18 protein-coding genes are annotated in these 20,652 nt (G+C 66.7%); 10 read left to right on the top strand and 8 right to left on the bottom strand.

Features of this window, described 5'->3' with window-relative positions; all coding sequences use genetic code 11:
• Positions 1-60 precede the first annotated feature (60 nt).
• Complete coding sequence (locus tag AC5FRW_RS11285) at positions 61-1,029, bottom strand: hypothetical protein (RefSeq protein WP_493568557.1); 969 nt, start codon at positions 1,027-1,029, stop codon at positions 61-63.
• Positions 1,030-1,300: 271 nt separating this feature from the next.
• Here AC5FRW_RS11285 and AC5FRW_RS11280 point away from each other — a divergent pair, with 271 nt between their 5' ends.
• The 4 genes from AC5FRW_RS11280 to AC5FRW_RS11265 all read left to right on the top strand — a co-directional run bounded on the left by AC5FRW_RS11280 (position 1,301) and on the right by AC5FRW_RS11265 (position 3,831).
• Entirely contained in the window at positions 1,301-1,939 is a 639-nt protein-coding gene (locus tag AC5FRW_RS11280; protein ID WP_493568556.1) for a hypothetical protein, read from the top strand.
• Entirely contained in the window at positions 1,936-2,475 is a 540-nt protein-coding gene (locus AC5FRW_RS11275; RefSeq protein WP_493568555.1) for a helix-turn-helix transcriptional regulator, read from the top strand. Before AC5FRW_RS11280 ends, AC5FRW_RS11275 begins: the two co-directional genes overlap by 4 nt.
• A gap of 91 nt (positions 2,476-2,566) precedes the next feature.
• Positions 2,567-2,998 carry a DUF5518 domain-containing protein gene (locus tag AC5FRW_RS11270; protein WP_493568554.1) on the top strand — a complete coding sequence of 144 codons (432 nt, stop codon included), beginning with the start codon at positions 2,567-2,569 and terminating at the stop codon, positions 2,996-2,998.
• A gap of 65 nt (positions 2,999-3,063) precedes the next feature.
• Positions 3,064-3,831, top strand: coding sequence for a DUF7847 domain-containing protein (locus AC5FRW_RS11265; protein ID WP_493568553.1), 768 nt, complete (start codon positions 3,064-3,066; stop codon positions 3,829-3,831).
• 45 nt (positions 3,832-3,876) lie between these two features.
• On the opposite strand, the gene AC5FRW_RS11260 is transcribed toward AC5FRW_RS11265, so the two are convergent.
• The 3 genes from AC5FRW_RS11260 to AC5FRW_RS11250 are packed head-to-tail and all read right to left on the bottom strand — an operon-like array spanning position 3,877 to position 5,043.
• Positions 3,877-4,329, bottom strand: a complete 453-nt coding sequence (locus tag AC5FRW_RS11260) for a hypothetical protein (RefSeq protein ID WP_493568552.1) — start codon at positions 4,327-4,329, stop codon at positions 3,877-3,879.
• Between the two features lie 38 nt (positions 4,330-4,367).
• Positions 4,368-4,694, bottom strand: a complete 327-nt coding sequence (locus AC5FRW_RS11255) for a DUF7521 family protein (protein ID WP_493568551.1) — start codon at positions 4,692-4,694, stop codon at positions 4,368-4,370.
• A 1-nt stretch (position 4,695) separates the two neighbouring features.
• Positions 4,696-5,043: a helix-turn-helix domain-containing protein gene (locus AC5FRW_RS11250; RefSeq protein WP_493568550.1), complete on the bottom strand. Its 348-nt coding sequence runs from the start codon at positions 5,041-5,043 to the stop codon at positions 4,696-4,698.
• A 226-nt stretch (positions 5,044-5,269) separates the two neighbouring features.
• On the opposite strand from AC5FRW_RS11250, the gene AC5FRW_RS11245 reads away from it, so the two are divergent.
• Together AC5FRW_RS11245 and AC5FRW_RS11240 are read left to right on the top strand one after the other, a co-directional pair.
• Complete coding sequence (locus AC5FRW_RS11245) at positions 5,270-6,172, top strand: DUF7847 domain-containing protein (RefSeq protein WP_493568549.1); 903 nt, start codon at positions 5,270-5,272, stop codon at positions 6,170-6,172.
• Positions 6,173-6,254: 82 nt separating this feature from the next.
• A complete protein-coding gene (locus AC5FRW_RS11240) occupies positions 6,255-6,698 on the top strand; it encodes a universal stress protein (protein WP_493568548.1) in 444 nt (147 codons plus the stop codon).
• 119 nt (positions 6,699-6,817) lie between these two features.
• On the opposite strand, the gene AC5FRW_RS11235 is transcribed toward AC5FRW_RS11240, so the two are convergent.
• Positions 6,818-8,050 (bottom strand): MBL fold metallo-hydrolase, encoded by a 1,233-nt coding sequence (locus AC5FRW_RS11235; RefSeq protein WP_493568547.1) that lies wholly within the window; start codon positions 8,048-8,050, stop codon positions 6,818-6,820.
• Positions 8,051-8,214: 164 nt separating this feature from the next.
• Here AC5FRW_RS11235 and AC5FRW_RS11230 point away from each other — a divergent pair, with 164 nt between their 5' ends.
• Both AC5FRW_RS11230 and AC5FRW_RS11225 read left to right on the top strand, forming a co-directional pair.
• On the top strand, positions 8,215-14,745 hold the full coding sequence (locus AC5FRW_RS11230; RefSeq protein ID WP_493568546.1) for a COG1361 S-layer family protein: 6,531 nt from the start codon (positions 8,215-8,217) through the stop codon (positions 14,743-14,745).
• Between the two features lie 3 nt (positions 14,746-14,748).
• Positions 14,749-15,450: a hypothetical protein gene (locus AC5FRW_RS11225; protein WP_493568545.1), complete on the top strand. Its 702-nt coding sequence runs from the start codon at positions 14,749-14,751 to the stop codon at positions 15,448-15,450.
• Between the two features lie 53 nt (positions 15,451-15,503).
• Here the strand turns inward: AC5FRW_RS11225 and AC5FRW_RS11220 are convergent, their stop codons facing one another.
• Positions 15,504-16,460, bottom strand: coding sequence for a sugar kinase (locus AC5FRW_RS11220; protein ID WP_493568544.1), 957 nt, complete (start codon positions 16,458-16,460; stop codon positions 15,504-15,506).
• A gap of 74 nt (positions 16,461-16,534) precedes the next feature.
• Positions 16,535-18,670 (bottom strand): DNA mismatch repair endonuclease MutL, encoded by a 2,136-nt coding sequence (mutL, locus tag AC5FRW_RS11215; RefSeq protein ID WP_493568543.1) that lies wholly within the window; start codon positions 18,668-18,670, stop codon positions 16,535-16,537.
• A 91-nt stretch (positions 18,671-18,761) separates the two neighbouring features.
• On the opposite strand from mutL, the gene AC5FRW_RS11210 reads away from it, so the two are divergent.
• The gene (locus AC5FRW_RS11210) at positions 18,762-19,184 is read left to right on the top strand and encodes a hypothetical protein (RefSeq protein ID WP_493568542.1); all 423 of its coding nucleotides are present in this window, start codon (positions 18,762-18,764) and stop codon (positions 19,182-19,184) included.
• A 26-nt stretch (positions 19,185-19,210) separates the two neighbouring features.
• Here AC5FRW_RS11210 and AC5FRW_RS11205 read toward each other — a convergent pair whose 3' ends face one another.
• Positions 19,211-20,038, bottom strand: coding sequence for a M48 family metallopeptidase (locus AC5FRW_RS11205; protein ID WP_493568541.1), 828 nt, complete (start codon positions 20,036-20,038; stop codon positions 19,211-19,213).
• Between the two features lie 112 nt (positions 20,039-20,150).
• Between AC5FRW_RS11205 and AC5FRW_RS11200 the strand changes: the two genes are divergently transcribed.
• Positions 20,151-20,621 (top strand): DUF7992 family protein, encoded by a 471-nt coding sequence (locus AC5FRW_RS11200; RefSeq protein ID WP_493568540.1) that lies wholly within the window; start codon positions 20,151-20,153, stop codon positions 20,619-20,621.
• Positions 20,622-20,652 lie beyond the last annotated feature (31 nt).

The raw sequence follows: 20,652 nt of genomic DNA, 5'->3' as shown, positions 1-20,652 counted from the left end.
CGCTGGGCCGAATCGGTTTCGTCGCGCGGCGACACGCCGCTGTTCGTCGTGGCGCGGGACCTATCCGCTCGTGGCGTTCACCACTGTGACGTTCGACTCGTCGAGGTCGATCGCGATGGGTTCGGCCGTGTCGTTGGCGTCGATCCGGCCGTCTCTGTCGGCCATCTGGACGTTCGATTCGTCGATCTGAACCTCGACCCACGAGCGGACGACGGTCTCCGCATCGAGGTCGACGGTCAGCATGACCGTACTCCCGTTCCCGTCAGGGCGCTGGAGTTCGATGTCGACCTCGCCGTCGGCCGTCGCTTCCGTGACAGTCGCCGCCAACGTCGTGGCGTCGAGGTGTGCGCGAACGTTGTAGCTCGCCTGCCCGTCGGCCACGACGAGGCGCTCTATCAGGTCGCGGTCGTCCTCTTCGAGCACACCGATCTCGTCGGTGTAGCGCAGGTCAACGTCGTCGAGGTCCGCACGGACTGTCCGCACATCGACCGTCTCGTTGGCGACGTCGACCGTCCCCCGAACCGACGGGAGGCAGTCACCGACGGGCCGAACGTGGACGCCGGCGATGGCGAGCGGTTCCGTACGCGCCGTGGACTCGTAGTACTGATTGACTGTGACTTCGAGTCGGCTGTACTCGTCGAGACCTGCACGGTCGCCCGTCGCTTCGACGACGAGGTCGGCGAGTCGCTGGCGTCCCATCTCGTCGACCGCCCCACGCTCGTGGTGCGTGACCAGCGTGACGGTCACGTCTCCGACCCGATGGGTGGTACTGTTTCGCACCGGGCTGTCGAGGCGGAGGACACCGCTACAGGTGCGCTGTGCCTCCTGTACGGTGTATTCGTCGCTGTCTGTTACGGTCAGCGTCTCGTCGACCTGCTGGTCGCCGTCCGTCGTCGCGTTCGTCTCGCCGGGACCGGCTGCTGGCCCGGGGGACAGACTGGCACCTGCAATGACGGCCACGCCGCTGGCTGCGAGCAGGACGGCCGAGATGCCGAGGGCGTACATCGCGAGTCTGTGGTCACGTTCCATGCCGCTCACTCCGTTCGAATCGATCGTGTCGTCTCATGATTGTCTCGACAACAGCCGAGCGGGGACCCGCAGGGCGGCCACGGGGACCGGCGTCGCTGTCGGTCGCGAGCGGTCGGCCCGACTGCTGCACTCGTGGCTTGCCGGAAAGCCCTTGTAAATCACCGTTGGAAACAGCTGTGAAACACGAGTGAAACGCGTTTCACGGGCGTTTCACGCGGTGAAAACGCCGGAAACCATCAGATTCATACCGTCGATCTTTCGAGAACGAACTATGCCTCTGGTCCCCCCTTCCCGGCTGGCGCTGGTCCTCTCGCTGGTCGTCCTCGGCGCCAGCATCGCTGTCTTTGGCACTGCCAGCGGTATCCTCCCCGAGGACACCCACGACATCGCGATGGAGGACGGCGCGCTCGTCGCAACGACCGGTGACGGCCACCGCGTCCTCGTCGACGACGTGCGCACGGTCGATCGAATCGAGATCAGCCGCGACGACGGCTATCACGTCGTCCGAACCGTCGACCGCGAGCCACGCGCGGTGGCGACCCGGACGCGAGTGCGGGCACAGCGGATCGTCACGTCCGCCGAGACCGTCGGCGGCGACATCCCGGCGACGGACGGCGCGGCGTTCGCTGTCCGTCGGATTCCGACAGGTCTCGCCAGCGACCGCGCCGCGGTCGTGGGGGCCACGCCGAACGCGTCGTTGCGGACGGCACTCGCCCCCAATGCGTCCGCGTTCACTGTCAGGCACCGCGAGGACACGGTCGTCTTCGAGCGACGCGAGTCCGGCTGGAGCGACGACCGCGTGCTCGTCGTCGTGACGCCGAACGACACCGGACCGCAGTACAGCGCCGTGGTCGATCTCCGCACCGAGACCGTCGAATCGCTCGTCCGACTCGATGGCGGTGGCCGATGACCCGTCCACGCGTCGAGCGAGTCGCCGCCGGTGTCCTCGTCACCGCCACGGCGGTCCTCGTCACACAGTTCCTGCACGCGACACCGGCCGTCGTCGCGGCTGCCGGCGAGCGCACGCGGGTCGGCACGCTGGGCTGGTGGTTCACACTCCCCGACGTGGCTGCCATCGCTATCGCGGCCTGTGCCGCCGGTGCGAGCGCCGCGACGCTCCTCGGCAGCGCCGGTCAGACAGCGGGGTCCGGCGTCGACACCGACCGCGCGGACCCGCACACCTCGGCGGCGACCGACGCGTCGAGCAACGAGCTACTGGCCGCCCGCCGAGCGGAGTGGGAGACCGTTTCCGAACGGCTCGCGAGCAACGAGGCAGTGGTGTACCGGACGATACTCGACGCCGACGGCGTCCTACCTCAGAGCGAGATCGTCGACCGGACGGACCTCTCGAAAGCGACCGTCAGCCGGACACTCGACAGTTTAGAGACCAGAGATCTCGTCGAGCGCAAGCGCCGTGGGATGGGCAACACGGTGTTGCTCACGTAGGTCGCCACGGCACTCCGTGCCTCCGGCCGTGTTTCACAGCGACTCCGACACACGGACAGATTAACAATGGCAGGGAACGAACAGTTTCTCGATGTCCCTCCAGATCGACCTCTCGGTGACGTGGAAATACGCCCTGCTCGGCGGCCTCCTCGCCGCGCCCTTCACCGCGCTCGAAGCGTGGCGGTCCCCCGAGAGCATGACGCTCGAAGCGTTCGTCTTCGGTAGTCTCCTCGCCGGCTATCTCGTCAAGCGCCGCGACGGCAACAGTACTGCGACCGGGATTCGAGCCGCACTCGTCGGTGGCTGTCCGGCGCTCTGGGCGCTCGTCGGCCTGCTCCAGAGCATCCCATCGGCCCCGAATCCGCTGTGGTTCCAGGCCGTCAGTGTCATGCTGGTCGTGGCACTCGGAGCCGTGCTCTTGGCGCTCCTGATACTCTTCGGAGCGCTTGCCGGCCGGTTCGGTGGCTGGCTCGCCGAACGGCGCGGCCACGGTCGGTCGCCCGTCGCCAGCGGGAGCCTGTAGGCACGGTTTTCTGAATCAGAAAAACGGCGTCGGGGGTTATACCCTCCGGCCTTCTCACCCCGTGTATGAGTGTCCTCCAAGCACTCCAACGTACCCCGGGCGCACTCAAACGTGCCCCCGGACTGTTGGTCCCCCAACTGATCGTGTTCGTACTGCTACTCCCACAACTGCTGTTGCAGTCGACGGCTCCGCTCGTGTCGGCGCTGTTCTCGCTCGGCGTCTCCGGGGTCTTGCTCCTCGCGACGCCGTTCATTCAGGGCGGCATGTTCGGGATGGCCGACGAGGCGCTTCGGACTCGCAGTTCGCTGTCGCGGTTCGTCGCAGCCGGCAAGGCCAACTACGTGCAACTGCTGGTCGCGTACCTGCTGTTGCTCGTCGTCAACAGCGTCATCGGTGGGATCGCCTTCGTCGCCGGCTTCGGGGCGTTGCTGGCCCACGGCACCGTCGGGACGGTGTTTCTCGCCGTCGTCGGGATCGCGGTGGTCCTGTACCTCGTCGTCGCGTTCTTCGTGCAGTTCTACGGCCAAGCCGTCGTCATCGACGGGGAGTCAGCGATCGCTGCGTTCACGCGGAGTTACCACGTGGTCCGTGCGAACCTGCTGGCGACGGTGGGCTATCTGGTGGTTGCCGTCGTCTTCGGCAGTCTCGTCGGTGGCGTCTACGGTGGCCTCTCGTTACTCGCGACCCCCGAGGCAGCCGTGGCCTACGGCTTGCCGTCGCTCTCGATGCCACTCGTCGCCGCCGTTGGTCTCCTCGCAGCGGTCGTCGGGTCCGTCGTCTCGGCGTTCATGCTGACGTTCTCCGTCGCAGTCTACGACGAATTCACCGCCTGACACCGCCGGACGGTCGCGGTTCTTTCTGCCGATCCGGGTGGTCCGTCACACCCGCTCCCAGACCGCTCGAAGCACCGTCTGTGGGTCCCGATACAGCGCCCGTCCCGCCGGGACGATGTCGCATTTCACCGACCGGACGCCGACGATGAGCAGTCCCGCGGCCAGCACGACCGCACCGACGATTCCGGGGACGCTGCCGACACCGTTCGTGAAATCCGGTGCGACAACGGCGAGACAACTGACCGCGAGCAGAAAAGCCGGATCTTCAGCAACGCGTCCGAGAGGCGTTTCCAGCGGGTCGTCGCCTCGATCCCGCTCTCGGTCACGCGCGACCCGGAGGCTCTCGTCCCGGTCGAGTTCGTGGACGGCACGAATCCGCTCGATGGTCCGATACGCGTCGGCGACGCCCAGACGAAGCGCCTCGTCCTCACGATGCCCGAACGCAGTTCGAACTGCCGGTCGGGAACGGTAACGGCGGTCGACACAGCGATTTCTCACCCCGTCGTGATCGTCCTCGACAGGTAGCCGACGGCGAGTCAGGACCGACGGTAAAGCGAGTACAGGACACTGGCGAGTCCGGCGACCTCGATCGTTCGGGTGAGGATCGGGACGTAGTAGGTGTAGACGACCGAGCCAAAACCCAGTGTGGTCCCGACGGACGCGACCGTCAGCGAGACGAGGAACGGGACGACCGTCAGCAAGGCCAGTCCCACCGCGAGCCACAGCATCGGCTTGCTGTCGTTGCGCCGATACCCGCGGTAGGCCTGAAACACGATGGCGAGACCGAGCACCAGACCGAGCAGCGTCACCGCCAGGAGCGCGAGGTAGTGGAGGAACAGTTCCGTGCCGGCGGTCTGTAGCACGTCAGATCCCCTCCCAGAGACTGGTGAAGCGGTCGGCGGGGTCTGTCGGCGCATCCGTGTCGATCGTCACCGAGAGGTCTCCCTCGTCGAGTTCGACAGTCAGGCGATCGAGGCGTGCCTCGAAGACGCTGTAGTGGTGGCCGTTCTCCCGGACTTTCGTCTGTTCCACGAGCAGGTCACAGTCGATGAGTCGCTCCGTGCGCCGGTAGATCGTGGGCAAGGAGGCATCACATCGGTCGCTCAGAGTTTTTGCTGACATCGGTTCGATGCTCGTCTGAGTAAGGATCTCCCGTGCGTACTCGTCGTCGAGGAGCGCGAAGATAGCCTCGTCAGAGGGGTCCTCACTCACAGTGGACCCTTCCGTGTGGACTAATTAATACCCACCACTCGTTTTCGAGGTCAGAAAACGACCGCCCATCCTTTATTATCTCCCGGCCGTCGCTCCAGATGCCGGTCCCCGCCACCTCGGATTGTCAGTAGCCTCCCCTCCGGGACCGGCCTGTTCCCCATCCCCGATTTTTCTCGCTCGGAAAAACGCCGCAGGATTGAATTCACGGGCTCACAAATCCCGGCGCATGGCCCTCCACGTTCGACAGACAGTCGCCGGTGGTCTCGCGCGTGCCCTCTCACGAAACGGCGTCGTCCTCATGGCGACGTTCTTCGGTGCGAGTGTCCTGCAGGGTGTGTTCGTCTGGGTGCTGGCGACGACGTACGTTCCCCTCGGCATGACTGCCACGGCACCGTCCTCCGGGATGCCGGCACCCGGCACGACCCTCCCGACGCTGGCCTCGGCGGGCGCTGCCTTTCTCGGTGGACTCACCGGCGGCATCCTGACGGTGCCGATACAGGTCGTGGCCGTCCGTGCCCTCGTCGACGACGGGCGCACGCACCTCCCGGAACAACTGCTGTTCCGTCGGGTTGGCTGGGCGACGCTCCGACTGTTCGCCGCCTCGCTCTGCAAGATGCTTGCCGTGTTCGCCCTCACGTTCCTCAGTGTGATCGTCGTCCTTCTCGGCATCGCCGCGGCGGTGCTCGTGCTGCCAGCATCGCTCCAGACGGCACTCGTCGGGTCGTGGTACACGCCACTCCTCCTCGTCCCCGTGTTTCTGGCGTCCCTGCTTCCGGCCGTGTTCGTGCTGGTGACGTTCGCGTTTATCGAACAGGAGATCACGGTCCGCGACGAATCGGTCCTGTCGGCCATCCGCCGGAGCTGGCGCGTCGTCGCCGGGAACCGCCTTCGGTTGGGTGCGGTACTCGTCGTTCCGTATGCGATCAATCTGGGGTTCAGCATGCTTCTCGGGCAGTTCATGCCGGATGCGACGTTTCGGTCACCGCTGTTCTTGCTGAGCCAGACGATCCTCTCACTCGAATCCGCAGTCGCCTCGATTATCATCCTCGGCATCACCTCTCAGGCGTGGGTCCAGTTGACAGGGATCGACGGGCCACTGGCGGACTACTGGACGACCAACAGCGAGTAGCCCTCCGTTCCGACCGCTTACCGACTCCCGTCCCGTCACGAAACCGAAAGCGCTATGCGACACAACGGGGCAGATACGGGCGATGTACAGCGATATTCTGGTGCCGACCGACGGCGGCGACTCAGTCGATCAGGTGCTGGAACACACGGTCGATATTGCCGACGGACGGGACGTGACTGCCCACGTTCTGTACGTCATCGACGACCGAGCGTTCCTTGCGATGGACGACGAGATGCACGACGAGGTCCTGCAGAACCTCGAAGCGGAGGGGCAAGCGGCCGTGTCGGCGGTTCGAGAGACGCTGGAAGCGGACGGAATCGATGTCTCGACGGCGATCACGCAGGGGTCCCCGCCCGAAGAAATCGTCTCGTACGTCGAAGAGGTCGGTATCGACCTCGTCACGATGGGGACACAGGCTGGCGAGTACGAGGAGAACATGCTCGGGAGCACCTCACAGAAAGTCGTCACGAAGTCCCCCGTCCCGGTGCTCACCGTCGACGTCTCCGGGTCGGGCGACGAGCGGTAACCACTCCGGTTCCGACGGGACGGCCACTCCCTGCAGTCTCGTGTCTCCGTCGGCCCGGACGTTCCGTGCGGGCCATCGGCCGCCCGGCGGACCCGTCCGTCACCGGCAACGCCGCTTTCTCAGCACGTGACTACGTCGCCCAGTCCCGGTGCTCGGGCCTCGTAGCCCTCGCCGCGCAGTTGCTCGGCGAAGGTCTCACACCGGTCGCCGTGGTTGACCAGCACCGTCGCGTCTCGATAGCTGTCGAGGAACGCCAGCAGGCCGTCCCGGTCGGCATGCGCCGAGAAGTCGAACAGCTCGACCGCCGCCGAGACCGGCATCATACGGCCGTCGATCTCTGCGCTGCCGGTCTCCAGTAGGTCCCGACCGGGCGTCCCCTCGACCTGATAGCCGGTCATCGCGATCGTGTTGACCGGCCGCCGCCTGATCGCGGGGACGTAGGTCATCGCCGGCCCGCCAGAGAGCATCCCCGACGTGGTGACGATCACCGTGTTTTGCTCGGCGATCCGGCGGCGCTGGCCATCGCGGCCGTCGACGAAGCGAGCGTTCGAGACCGCCTCGCGGAAGGCGTCACCGTCCCGCAGATAGCCGGTGTGGTGGCGCAGTTGCTCGGTGACCCGTTGGCCCATCCCGTCGACGTAGCAGTCGATGTCGTGGGCCGCACAGACGAGCATGATCTCCTGCGTTCGGCCGATGGCGAACGCGGGCACGACGACGGTTCCGCCCTGCCAGACGGTCGTGCGCAGCGTCTCGGCGAAGGACTCCTCGACGCTCGCCCGGTCATCGTGGGTCACGTCCGAATACGTCGATTCACAGATGACGGCGTCTGCGTCAGGACGTGCGGTCGTTCCCGAGACGAGACGCTGGGAGTCCGTATGAAAGTCTCCCGTGTAGAGCAGCCGCGTCTCCCCGTCGTCGATCAGGACGTGCGCACTCCCCGGAATGTGGCCGGCGTTGTAGAAGGTGATCTCGTAGCCCGCCGCCGCGAACGGGTCGTCGTAGCCATGCGTTTCCGAGACCTCGCCGATCCGGCGCACGTCCTCCTCGGTGAAGGGACAGCGCGGGGTCGATCCGTGGAGTTTGAGGGTGTCGCGAGCGAGCGTCAGCGCGAGGTCTCGTGTCGGCGGCGTCCAGTGGATCGGCGGGCGCTCGCTGCCCGAGAGCAGCGACGGCACCGCACCGGCGTGGTCGAGGTGGCCGTGCGAGACGACGACGGCGTCCGGGTCCACGTCGCCGACGGGATACTGTGGCGGTGACTCACTCGCCATCCCGTAGTCGAGCAACAGTGAGTCGTCGATCAGGATCGCACTGCGACCGATCTCGCCAGCGCCGCCCAGAAACGTGACCTCCATTACCTCCCCGTAGCCCGCCGTCGCGTTTGTGTTCGTCGGTCGACCGCGGAGCGGTTCGGATCGCCCCTCCAGTCGGGGCGTCCGTCGGCGGTGGTCGGTCTGCTCGGCTCGCTGTTGTTCGCTCCGTACCGATTAAATACCTTTACACCAACGTTTGTGCTACAATGGTGCCGACGAGGGAGGAACGCACGTGGGGATGGATGGTCCCGATGGTCTGTGCGGTGCTGGTCGTTCTGGCGACCGTGACAGCGCCGATCAGCGTGGCTGGGTCGAGTATCGATGATTCCTGTCGAGAGATCAACGGCCACAAGTACTGTCTCGTCGATGTCTGGACCGACGAGGACACCGTCGCGCCGGGCGAGTCGGTGAGCGTCCACGCCACCGTCGAAAACCGTGGGTCGAAGCTCGGTACGATCAGTACCTATCTGGGCATCCGACGGCCCGACGGGAGCAAATCGTATCCGAGCGGCGACAAGGCCTACGACATCGCCGTCGGCGAGCGAGTCCAGCTCGACTACACCGCCGAGATTCCCGACGACGCGCCGGAGGGCGACTACGAACTGACCGTCGACGTCTGGACCGGCAACGACGCCGAGATGTTCGACACGTCCGGGTGGCTCCAGCAGTTCAGCGTCGACGAACCGACGACCGAGGCCACGATCACGGCGACCAGCGCCGCCGGGACGTACGCACCCGGCGAGGACGTTCCGATCGACGTGACCGTCGAGAACACGGGGGAGACGACCCACGAGTTCTACGTCGACGCGAGCCTTCAGCGCCCCAACGGGAACTGGGTCACCGGCGAGGGCACGACTGTCACGCTCGATCCGGGCGAGCGCGATGGGCTGACGCTCGACGCCACGGTGCCCGACGACGCGAGTGAAGGGACCTACAGCGTCGGTTCCGGCATCTTCCACAGTCGAGCAAAAGACGAGCGCTACGCGTACGGGCAGGACCTCGATTCGATCACCGTCGACGAGCCGACGACCGAGGCGCGGATCGTCGGCCAGTCGGTCGAGGGCGAGCAGTTCCGACCGGGCGAGACCGTCCCGATGGAGGTCGTCGTCGAGAACACGGGGGAGACGACCCACGAGTTCTACGTCGACGCGAGCCTCCAGACGCCCGACGGCGCGTGGGCCACCGGCGAGGCGGCGACCCCCCGACTCGATCCGGGCGAACGCGACACGCTCTCGCTCTCGGTCTCGCTGTCCGACGACGCCGCCGAAGGGTCCTACGGTGCCGGGAGCGCGATCTATCGCTCCAGTGCCAAGACGGACCGGTACGACCAGTGGGGCACGGGTGACGCGTTCGTCGTCGACGAGCCGACGACCAACGCGGCGATCACTCACACGGACGCCGACGGGACCTACGAACCCGGCGAGACGGTGCCGGTCGAGGTCGTCGTCGAGAACACGGGGGAGACGACCCACGAGTTCCACGTCGACGCCAGTCTCCAGCGCCCCAACGGGGACTGGGTCACCGGCGAGGGCACGACCGTCGGACTCCGACCCGGCGAACGGGAGTCATTGACGCTCGACGTGGCCGTTCCCGACGACGCGACCGACGGCAGCTACACCGCCGGCGCTGGCGTGTTCCGGTCGGACGACAAGGACGAGAAGTTCGGCGGTGACGACGAACGCGACGCCGTCGTCGTCGACGAGCCGACGACCGACGCGGCGATCAGGTCGACCAGCGCCACCGGCACGTACGCGCCCGGCGAGACCGTCCCGGTCGCGGTGACCGTCGAGAACACGGGCGACACGACCCACGACTTCTACGTCGACGCGAGCCTCCAGCGCCCCAACGGGGACTGGATCACCGGCGAGAGCACGACTGTGCGGCTGGGGTCGGGCGACCGGCGCTCGCTCACGCTCGCCGTTCGCGTGCCGTCAGATGCCGAAGACGGACGGTACAGCGTCGGCTCGGGCGTGTTCAGATCGAGTGCGAAGGACGAGAAATTCGGCGGTGAGAACGAACGCGACGCCGTGGTCGTCGACGAGCCGACGACCGACGCGGCGATTGCTCGCACGGACGCCGACGGGACCTACACACCCGGCGAGACCGTCCCGATCGAGGTGACCGTCGAGAACACGGGCGACACGACCCACGACTTCTACGTCGACGCCAGTCTCCAGCGCCCCAACGGGGACTGGGTCACCGGCGAGGACACGACCATCGGACTCCGGCCCGGCGAACGCGAGACGGTCTCGCTCTCGGCCACCGTTCCCGACGGCGCGAGCGCGGGCGAGTACGCCGTCGGCGCGGCCGTGTTCCGGTCGAGCGCGACGGACGAGCGGTTCGACGGCGGGCAGACGCTCGGTGCGTTCACCGTCGAGCAGGAAAACAGCGACCCCGTGGCCGACCGTGACGCGCCACGGCGCGAGCGGACGATCACGCCGGGCGACCGCGTCGAATTCGCGATCGACGCCGAGGACAGCGACGGCAATCTGGCCGGCACGGAGTGGTACGTCGACGGCGACCTCGTCGAGGAGACCCAGTCGATCGATGGCTCGTCGGACACGGCGACGTTCGCCCGGACGTTCGACGCCGCGGGGACCTACACCGTCGAGGGGATGGTCTTCGACGCCGAGCGAGCGTACAGTGCCGGCGTCACCTGGATCGTCAGGGTCGACGAGCCGACGGCCGACGCGCGGATCGTCGGCCAGTCGGTCGAGGGCGAGCAGTTCCGACCGGGCGAGACCGTCCCGATGGAAGTCGTCGTCGAGAACACGGGGGAGACGACCCGCGAGTTCTACGTCGACGCCAGCCTCCAGCGTCCCAACGGTGACTGGGTCACCGGCGAGGCAGCGACCCCCCGACTCGATCCGGGCGAACGCGACACGCTCTCGCTCTCGGTCTCGTTGTCCGACGACGCCGACGAGGGAGCTTACGGTACCGGGAGCGCGATCTACCGCTCCAGTGCCAAGACGGACCGATACGATCAGTACGGCACTGGCGACGCCGTCGTCGTCGACGAGCCGACGGCCGACGCGGCGATCACGTCGACCGACGCGTCGGGCACGTACCTCCCCGGCGAGACGGTGCCGGTCGAGGTGACAGTCGAGAACACGGGCGAGACCGTCCACGACTTCTACGTCGACGCCAGTCTCCAGCGCCCGAACGGCGACTGGGTCACCGGCGAGGGCACGACTGTCGGACTCCGGCCCGGCGAACGCGAGTCGCTGACGCTCGACGTGGCCGTTCCCGACGATGCGAGCGCGGGCGACTACGCCGTCGGCGCGGCGGTGTTCCGGTCGATCGCGAAAGACGACACGCTGGGCGGTGACGAGGAACGCGACGCCGTCGTCGTCGAGGAACCGACGACCGATGCCGCGATCACGAGGCTCGACAGTGCCGGCGGTCCCCACGAACGTGGTGAGACGGTGCCGGTCGAGGTGATCGTCGAGAACACGGGCGAGACCACACACGAGTTCTACGTCGACGCGAGCCTCCAGCGTCCCAACGGGGACTGGGTCTCCGGTGAGGGCACGACCGTCGAACTCCAGCCCGGTGCCCGGACGACTGTCACGCTCGACGTCGCAGTTCCCGACGACGCGGCCGGCGGCAGCTACACCGTCGGTGCGGGCGTGTTCCAGTCGAGCGCGAAGGACGATTCACTGGGTGGAGCAGACGAACGCGATGCGTTCACCGTCGCGGATCTGACCGCCGACGCGACGATCACCGCGACCGACGCCCCCAGCGAGACGTACGCACCCGGTGACGACGCCCCGGTCGCGGTGACCGTCGAGAACACGGGCGACGTTCGAGAGACGTTCTTCGTCACGTACTCGACCACCGGACCGGACGACGACTCGGCCGCCGACGACCGGACGGGGACGACCGTCACCCTCACTCCGGGAGAGAGTGACACCGTTCGACTCACTCACTCGGTCGAAGCGGACGCGCAGGCCGGCACCTACGCCGACCGGATCGCCGTCTGGAACGACACGGCTCCCGATGCGTCCGATACGCCGCTCGACCGGGTCGAACGTGACGCTGCCTTCACTGTCGACCGGGCGGCGATCGAAGCCACTGTCCCGGACGACCCCTTCGAGCCGTTCTATTCGCTGGCACAGACGCCGACAGCGTCACTGACTATCACGAACCCCGGCACGACGGCACGCACGGTGACGCTCGTTCCCGAAACGGTCGTCGACGGCACGCGCGTCGACGCCGGCCAGTCGCGGGAGGTGCGCCTCGAACCCGGCGCGACCCGCACCGTCGAGGTCGGCTGGGACCTCTCCGAGGAGTCCGTCGGCGCGGCAACCCCGCTTTCCGTGCGAATCGAGTCCTCACGTGGACAGCACCGCGTGGCAGCCGGCGAGACGCTGATCGCCACGGCGCTGGTCGAGACGACCGTCACACTCTCTCACTGGGAGACCGGCGACGCGATCACCGATGCGACCGTTCGCGGCGTGTTACAGACGGGCACCGGCCTGCCGACCGGGTTCGATTCCCAGACGCTCACGGCGGAACACGTCGGCGACGGCCAGTACAGCTTCGGCAAACTCCCGAAGGGTGCCTCGCTCGATCTCGTCGCGAAAAAGGACGGCTTCTCGACGCTCGATTGGATGATCGTCGTCGGCGATACGCGACCGATCACCGGCCATCGCTCGTTCTCCCTGCAGCCGATGGTCGACGTGCAAATCGAGTTCGTCCGCGAGGAGACCGGCGAGCCGATCGCAGCCCTCCCTGTCACCGTGCAGGACCGAACGTACGAGACGAACCGGCGCGGCGTCGTGCGCCTCCCGAAACAGCCGGCCGGGAGCACCCTCGACGTGACGGTCGACGGCTACGAGAACGACAAACCGTATCGGCTCACCAGAGAGGTCACCGTCGACAGTGACGGCGAGATGGTCGTCCGTGCGTCGAAGCTGAAAGAACTCGGCTCGGAGACGGCGAATCCGTCGCTCCCGCAGGAACGCTCGCTCGAACTCACACGCGAGTTCATCGCCGGGCCGGACCCCGAGATTTCGACCACAACGGCGATCGAGAACTCACTCGGCGACCTCGCCGAGACGGACGCGTCGGGCCGGAAACTCCTGTTCGTTCGCTCCGAGGACGGTCTCGTCGCGGTCGTCGCCGACCTCGACGAGTGGGAGCGCACCCACGCGGCGTCTGCCTACGAGACCGTCCCGATCGGCGACCAGATCGTCAGTCCCGCTCCCGGCACACCGATCGTGATGACCAACGAGATGCAACAGGAGATGCAAGCAGGGGTGGGCTACGCCGCGAGTGGCGCAGTCGAGGGCGGTGTGGGCGGTCTGTCGGGCACCGACGAGACCTACGAGTTCCTCGGCAGTTCACAGGGCGTCTATCTCGACCGCGACGCGGGATCGTACAAGGTCGGCCACTTCATCGGCAAACTCCTCACCGAAAGCATCGGCATGACCGCACGCGGGATCTACGAACGCGACGGGGGCAAAGCCACGAAGGGGGCTGCCTTCCTCGCCTTCGATCTCCTCGGTGGGAAGCTCCTGAAGGGCGCTGGCAAGTCGATTTCGGCGGCGGGGAAGACGGTGAAAAACGCTCGCGTCTATCGCTGGGCGAAAGGCGCTGTCGGGCTGGCGAAGCCGACTGCGACGCGGCTGGACTCGTTCGCCGCGTACTCCGGGGGACTCCGCGACGAGATCCTCTCGCGAAGCCCGAGCTATCTGGGGCGCGTCCTCAAATCGAGCGACGAAAGCAGTTCACTCACGACCAGAGAGAAGTTCGACATCGTCGACGACTACTACGCGAACAGAGGGGCCGGGACCACTGCCGACGCCGCCCAGAAGATTCGGACGTACGGTGACGAGGGCGTCGACCGCGAGACGATCGTCCGGGCCGCCGAAGACGGCATCGACCTCCGATACGGGCCGAAACTCGTCGACGAGTACGGCGTCAGTGAGACGACCGTGCGGGCGCTCCTGAAGCAGCGCGTCGCACTGAGCAAGGCCGTGGTCCTCCTCGACGAGACCGCGGTGACGGCGTCGGACCTCTCGACGGTGGCCTCGAAGATGAACCACCCCAGAAACGCGTTCAACAGCGTCGACTGGCGGCAGTTCTTCGCCGACGCGTACGAACTCCGAACGGTCGAGAACTTCGATCAGTTCTTCAAGACCGGTGACGATTCCGTGATGCACACGGTCGAGACGGCACAGTACGGCAGTCAGCTGAAAGGCGACATGGCGGAGCTTGCGACCGCGCGAGAGATCGGTGCGGACAACGTCAAACGGCTCGGTGACGAAGTAAAACTCTCACAGAGCGAGGTGAGCGCGAAAGCGAGCGACGACATCGTCACGGACGGCGTGTTCGAAGCCGAGATCGACATCGTTCGCACCGACGGCACCCTCGTCGAAGTGAAAAACTCTCTCTCTGCGACCTCGTCCAGCAAGCTTGCCACGCAGGTCGAACGGTACAAGGAGTACGCGCGTTATCAGGACGGTCTCAGTCCGACGAACGTCGAAATCCGCCTTCGGTCGGTCGACGACGAACAGGCGTTCGCCGAGTTGCTCGACGCGCTCCCGAACGACGTTACCGTCCGTCGCCTCGACAGCGCCGCGAGCGACGCCGCGACACGCCCCTCGCTGTCGCCAGTCACGCCGGCGGCTGGGACCCAGATCGCGACACCACAGGCACCCCAGACCGTCGGCGACGGGCCAGCGCCGCCCGCACCAGCCACCGGCGTGGGTCGCGGCGTCGGGGGTGCGTGAGCGATGGTCGCCACACCTGCCGTCGGTCGGGGGTCGCTGCTCGCGTTCGTGCTGGCGTCCGTCCTCGTCTTGAGTGGCTGTAGCGGCTTCGCGGGACTCGACGATGGCGGTCCCGGTGGCCCGGACACACCCTCGACGGAGACCCCGCCACGGTCCACGGCACAGTCGGTAACGGACGCCGGGACGGACGCGGCGGAGACGGCGTCTCCGACGGCGACACCGACGACGGACGCGCCGACGGCGACTGCGACGGACACACTCGCGTGGTACGAATCCGCGCTCCCTGCAGCCACTGATCTGACCGCGGACTACTCGCAGGTGACGACCCAGCGTGGGACGAACGAGTCGAGTCGATACGCGTTCCGCGAGTACCGGTATGCCGGCGGCGCGTCCGGCACCTACCCGGAGACGATGACGGTGTACGTCCGGCAGTTCCAGTCGGCCGACGCCGCACGAGACGAGATCGACAGCATCCACCGGAACACGCGTCGCCAGTACGGGGTCACCGGGCAGGCCGTCGCGCTCGGGACCAACCGAACGGGGACGCAGTTCGTCACACAGACGAGCGATGGCGTGTATTTCACGGTGACGACCACGCGCGTCGACGCCTCGGTCGTCCTCGTGCTCGGTGAGGACAGTGACTCCTACCAGACGACGGTCCTGACCGAGACGACTGAACAAACGGCGCTGGGACTGGTGTCGTAGGACTCACCGCACGCTCGCTCTCGCATCTGCCCTCACACCGTCCAGCGAGCGGTCTATCGGCCGCCTCGATCCTGCGCCGACGCGACCAGCTTCGTCACCTCGGCTTCCGACACTGTCGGGAGCGGGCCGGGCACCGTCTGAGTGAGTGCGGCCGTCGCCGCCGCCGTCGCCAGCGCCTGATCGGTCGGGGCATCCGCGTACAGTTGCTGGAGGTACCCCCCGACGAAGGCCGCGTGGGTACCACTCGGGTCGACGACGTCCGTCTCGATGGCGTCCTGTTCGTGGATGACGTTGTCGTGCCAGGCGATCGCGCCCCGCTCGCTGCGGGTGATGACGACCTGCTCGAAGTCACCTTCAGAGGCGATAGAGTGGATCAGTTGCCGGGGCTTGCCAGAGCGGTCGAACACCTCTTTGGCGTCGTCTTCGTCGGCGATCAGCACGTCGATGGAGTCCTGCATGTTGAGCAGCGACTCCCGGGCCTCGTTCAGCGACCAGAGACCGGGCTGGTAGTTCAGATCGAACACGCGAGTGCCGTCCTCGCCGACCGCCCGAAAGAGCGCTTCCGTCGTCCGCCGTGCCGTCGGCGAGACGGCCGGTGTCGACCCGCTGACGAAGAACACGTCGGCGTTCTGGACCATCGCCATGCGCACGTCGTCGGTCGATATCGTCGCCAGCGCGGTGTCGGCCCGGTCCTCGACGACCACGTCCTCGCGCGGTTCGCTCCCCCGTTCGACGAACCGCATCCCCTGTCGACTGTCCTCGTCCCAGACGACCTGCGTCTGGAGACCGTGACCCTGCTGTTCGAGTTCGGCGACGACCCGCTTGCCAAGCACCGAATCGGGCAACTTCGAGAGCCAGACGGTCGGTGCGCCCAGTCGTGTGGCGGCGACGGCGGCGGAACTCTCGGTGCCGTCGGCGTGCAGTGACACGTCGGTCGCGGTCTCCAGACGCTCGTGGTCTGGCGGACTCACGCGCAACGCGGTCTCTCCGAACGTGACGAGTCGGCTCATATCGGGCCATCGACGCCGGGGGGCTTAGTTGCCACGCCAGTCCGGCGTGGTGATTCCGGCCGACTTTGCCCCTCTCAGTGGCCGGGGTAGTCCCGCTCGAAGCGATCCTCGATCTCCTCGGAGTCGAGGTGAAGCACGACCGGGCGGCCGTGGGGACACGCCCACGGGTTCTCGCAGTCGTCAAGCGTCGACAGCAGGTCGACGATAGAGCCGTCGGTCAGGGACGTGTTGCCCGTGATCGAGGGGTAGCAGGCCAGATCCGCGAGCAGTTCGTCGGCCGCCGCCTCGACGGTACTCTCGGCCTCGTGATCCCCCGCGACGAAAGCAGCGAGCACGTCCTGGACCAGTTCCGGCCCGGCGGCGTCGGCGATCACGCCCGGCACCGTCCGCACTTCGACGGTCCGCTCGCCGGTCCGGTCGGCGTGAAAGCCCAGTCGCGCCAGCGCGTCGATGCGCTCTTCGAACACCGCTGCTTCGCCCGCGGTCAGTTCCAGTTCGACGGGACTCGCGAGTGCCTGTGTCGTCGTTTCGCCCTCGAAGGCACCTTTCAATCGCTCGTAGTTGATCCGCTCGTCGGCGGCGTGCTGGTCGATCAGGACGAGTCCGTCGTCGGTCTCGGCGACGACGTAGGTCTCGTGTAGCTGGCCGAGAATCCGTAACGACGGCAGCGACTCGTGGTCGTGTGTGGGGTCCTCGCCGCCCAGTCGAGCCTGCCGGTCGTCGCCCCGAAACTTCCGTTCTGGGTCGGTCGGCGAGCGGGTCGGCGTGGACTGCTCGGCGCTGGCCCCAGCCGTCGTCTCGTCGGAGTGGTCCGCTGGTGTCGCCCGACCGTCGCGTGTCGATGGGCCAGTCGAACTCGTGCTTGCCTCGTCGGTCGTTCCATCGCTGGGGCTGGCGGTCGACTCGGACTGCGTCGCCGCGGAACGCGCTGCTGGCTCGTTTGCCCGTGTCGGGTCAGTTCGACTCGAAGATGGGGTGTCCGGCGTTTCGGCACTCGCGTCGGTACGCTCGGTCGCCGTCTCACTGTCGGCACTTTCCGCGCCGTTCGCTGGCGAGGGGGCAGCCGACTCGGTGGTCGTGTCGTCCTCGCGATCACTGTCGTCGCCTCCCGACGCGCTCGATTCGGGCGTGATCTCGGTCTGCTCGGCGGCCGACCGGCCACGTGGTGCGCTCGTCCGCAACAGCCCCTCGTCGAGCAGCGCCGACTGGACGGCGTGTTCGACCTGCCGGCGGACGCCATCCTCGTCGGCGAAGCGGACCTCCATCTTCCGGGGGTGGACGTTCACGTCCACCGTTCCGGGGTCGACCTCGCAAAAGAGGACGGCGAAGGGGTAGCGATCCGGCGCGAGCTGGGTGTCGTAGGCGTCGACGATGGCCTCTCGCACGGCGTTGGCCCGGACGTACCGGCCGTTGACGTACGTCGAGAGGTAGTCCCGGCTGGCCCGATTCGTCTCGGGGTGGCTCACCAGCCCGGTCACCGCGTCGAGGGGACCGTCGGGCAGGTCGGCGTCGTCGACGGCGATCATCGACTGAGCCACCTCGCGGCCGTAGACCGAGAGGACTGTCGCTTCGAGACTGCCCTGTCCCGTCGTCGCGAACGTCTCGCGGCCGTCGTGTTCGAGCGCCACCGCCACGTCCGGGTTCGCCAGCGCGTAGCTCGTGACGACGGTGTTGACGTGGGCGAACTCCGTGCTGGCCTGCTTGAGATACTTCCGGCGTGCGGGAACGTTGTAGAACAGATCGTCGACTTCGATCGTCGTCCCGGTCGGACAGCCCGCCGGGTCGACGCTGGTCACGTCGCCGCCCTCGACGAGGAGTTCCGTCCCGGTCGGGTCGTCGGCCTCGCGCGGGCGCGTCGTGATCGACAGCCGCGAGACCGCGCCGATGGCATGCAGCGCCTCCCCGCGGAAGCCAAGCGTCGCGACGCCGGCTTCGAGGTCGTCGATCGATCTGATCTTGCTCGTGGTGTGCTCCTCGACGGCGCGCTCGACCTCCTCTCGGCCCATCCCGATGCCGTCGTCGGTCACCCGAATCCCGTCGATACCCCCTCGCTCGACGGCGACGGTCACGCGGTCGGCGTCGGCGTCGAGTGCGTTCTCGACGAGTTCCTTGACGACGCTCGCGGGCCGCTCGACGACCTCGCCCGCGGCGATGCGCTCGACGGTCGCCGGATCGAGCCGTCGGATCTCGGTGTCTGTCCCCTCGGTCATTGCTCGCCTGTTACTGGGCAAGTACCTTGAGCCTGCGGTCTGACCGACATCCGGGAATAGGTTCATAACGTCGTATCGACTACGTTCGAGTGTGACAGCAGGTTTCGCTCCATCCGACGTGCCACTGTACGAAGACCCGCAGGCGCGCGACGACGCCTACTATCAGGCCGAGGCCGAATCGTCGCCCTTCTTCGCCGTCGAGCGCTACGAGGAGGGCTACGCGATCACGTACGACCTCCTGCCGGCCGGTAAGCAACTCTCCGAGCCAACGAGCAAGGAACTGAACGAGCAGGTCACACGCAAGGTAGAGCGTGTCGTCGGCGACGACTCGTTGGCGACCGTCGAGGTGAGTCGCTCGATCGGGGCGTCGCTGGGCAACATCTCTTTTTTCCAGCGCGAGTCGACCGCTCGGGACGTGGCGGCGACGGTCTCGCGGTTCGTCCTCGACGAGGCAAACTGGGTCGACGCGGACGGACCGGGCGACCTCCCGCCGACGGAGATTCAGAAGAACTGAGCGGTCCAAGATCGGTCCAACCGTTTTCAGGCCCGCAGCCGTTCGATCCGCTTCTCGACCGGCGGGTGTGAGGCAAAGAGCTTCGCCAGTAGTCCGGTGTCCGATCCGAAGATACAGAGAGCACTCACCTGACTGTCGATCTCGTGATCGTCGATCTGTTCGCTGCGCTGGGAGATCTTTTCGAGCGCCCGTGCGAGCGATTCGCCACCGACCTCGTCGGCGGCGTCCCGGTCGGCGACGTACTCGCGGTATCGTGCGATCGCCATGACGAAGATCATGACGAGCATCTGGACGACCGTGCCGACGATGATCGAGACGACGTAGTCGACGATGAAATTGTCCCCGGCGAGGAGGACGAACCACTGGGCGAGGATGGCGAGCATCGACGCGACACCCTGTCCAAGCACCATCATCACCACGTCGCGATTGCGGATGTGTGCCAGTTCGTGAGCCAGCACCCCATCGAGTTCGTCGACGGTGAGCGTGTGGAGCAGTTCCTCGCTGATGACGACCGTGCCCGCACCTTTTCGGCCGACGGCGAAGGCGTTTGGCGTCCCCATCTGGGCGATCATCAGGCGGGGCTTGTCGATGCCCATATCGTCGGCGAGCCGTTCGACGCGGTCGTGAAGCTCCCGAAAGTCGTCTTCGGGCAGGTCGACCGCCCCGACGCTCTTGAGCGCTGCCCACTTGCCCACCTTGTACTGGACGCCCACGAACAGGAGGCTCCCGGCGAGGACGAAGGGGAGTGCCCCGCTGCCGAAGGCCTGTAACAGGAACGCCGCCATCGCGGCGTAGAACCCGAACAGGATCGTTCCTGCGACCATCATTCGCGCTGTCAGACCCGTGTCACGCATGATCTCGGTTTCAGGACCAGCCGTTAATAATCTTACTCCGATATCACATGACACAGCACCTTTCCCCCTCACAGTCGGAGTTCCTAAGTTATTGACGATCCTACACGACAGTATGGCACTCGACGTTCCCGTTCCCGACCCACCGTCGCTGTCCGGGCCACAGACCAGAGGCGAGTACGAGGCCATCGACAACGAGATCGTCGATACCGAGGACGACTATCGCCGCGAGGAGGTCGAGGGGTTCCTGCAACAGGGGGCGTGGCAGGACGCTTTCGAGGAGTGGACCGACCGGGTAGGCATGTCGGTCGAGGACTTCGCCGTCGTCGAAGCCGAGGGGCTGATCGAGGCTTACGACTTCTACTGGGACCCCGCGAGCGACGAGGTCGGGTACCGTGCCCCGACGCTGCCCGACGCCGCACGCGATGTCGTCGAGGACCCCGGTGAGATCGACATGGAACTGGACACACTGGGCCGGATCGTCTCCGAGACGCTGGAGAACGACTATCTGCTGCGCGACGACGATTCCTTTGGCTTCTTCGCCGACGATGCGTCCGAAGATGCATACGGCGACCGCGACCGGTGACCGGCGCCCGAAACGTAATGATGCTCGTGTG

The organism is Halomicrobium sp. HArcht3-1, assembly GCF_058933345.1.
This window is presented reverse-complemented; position numbering and strand designations above follow the sequence as displayed.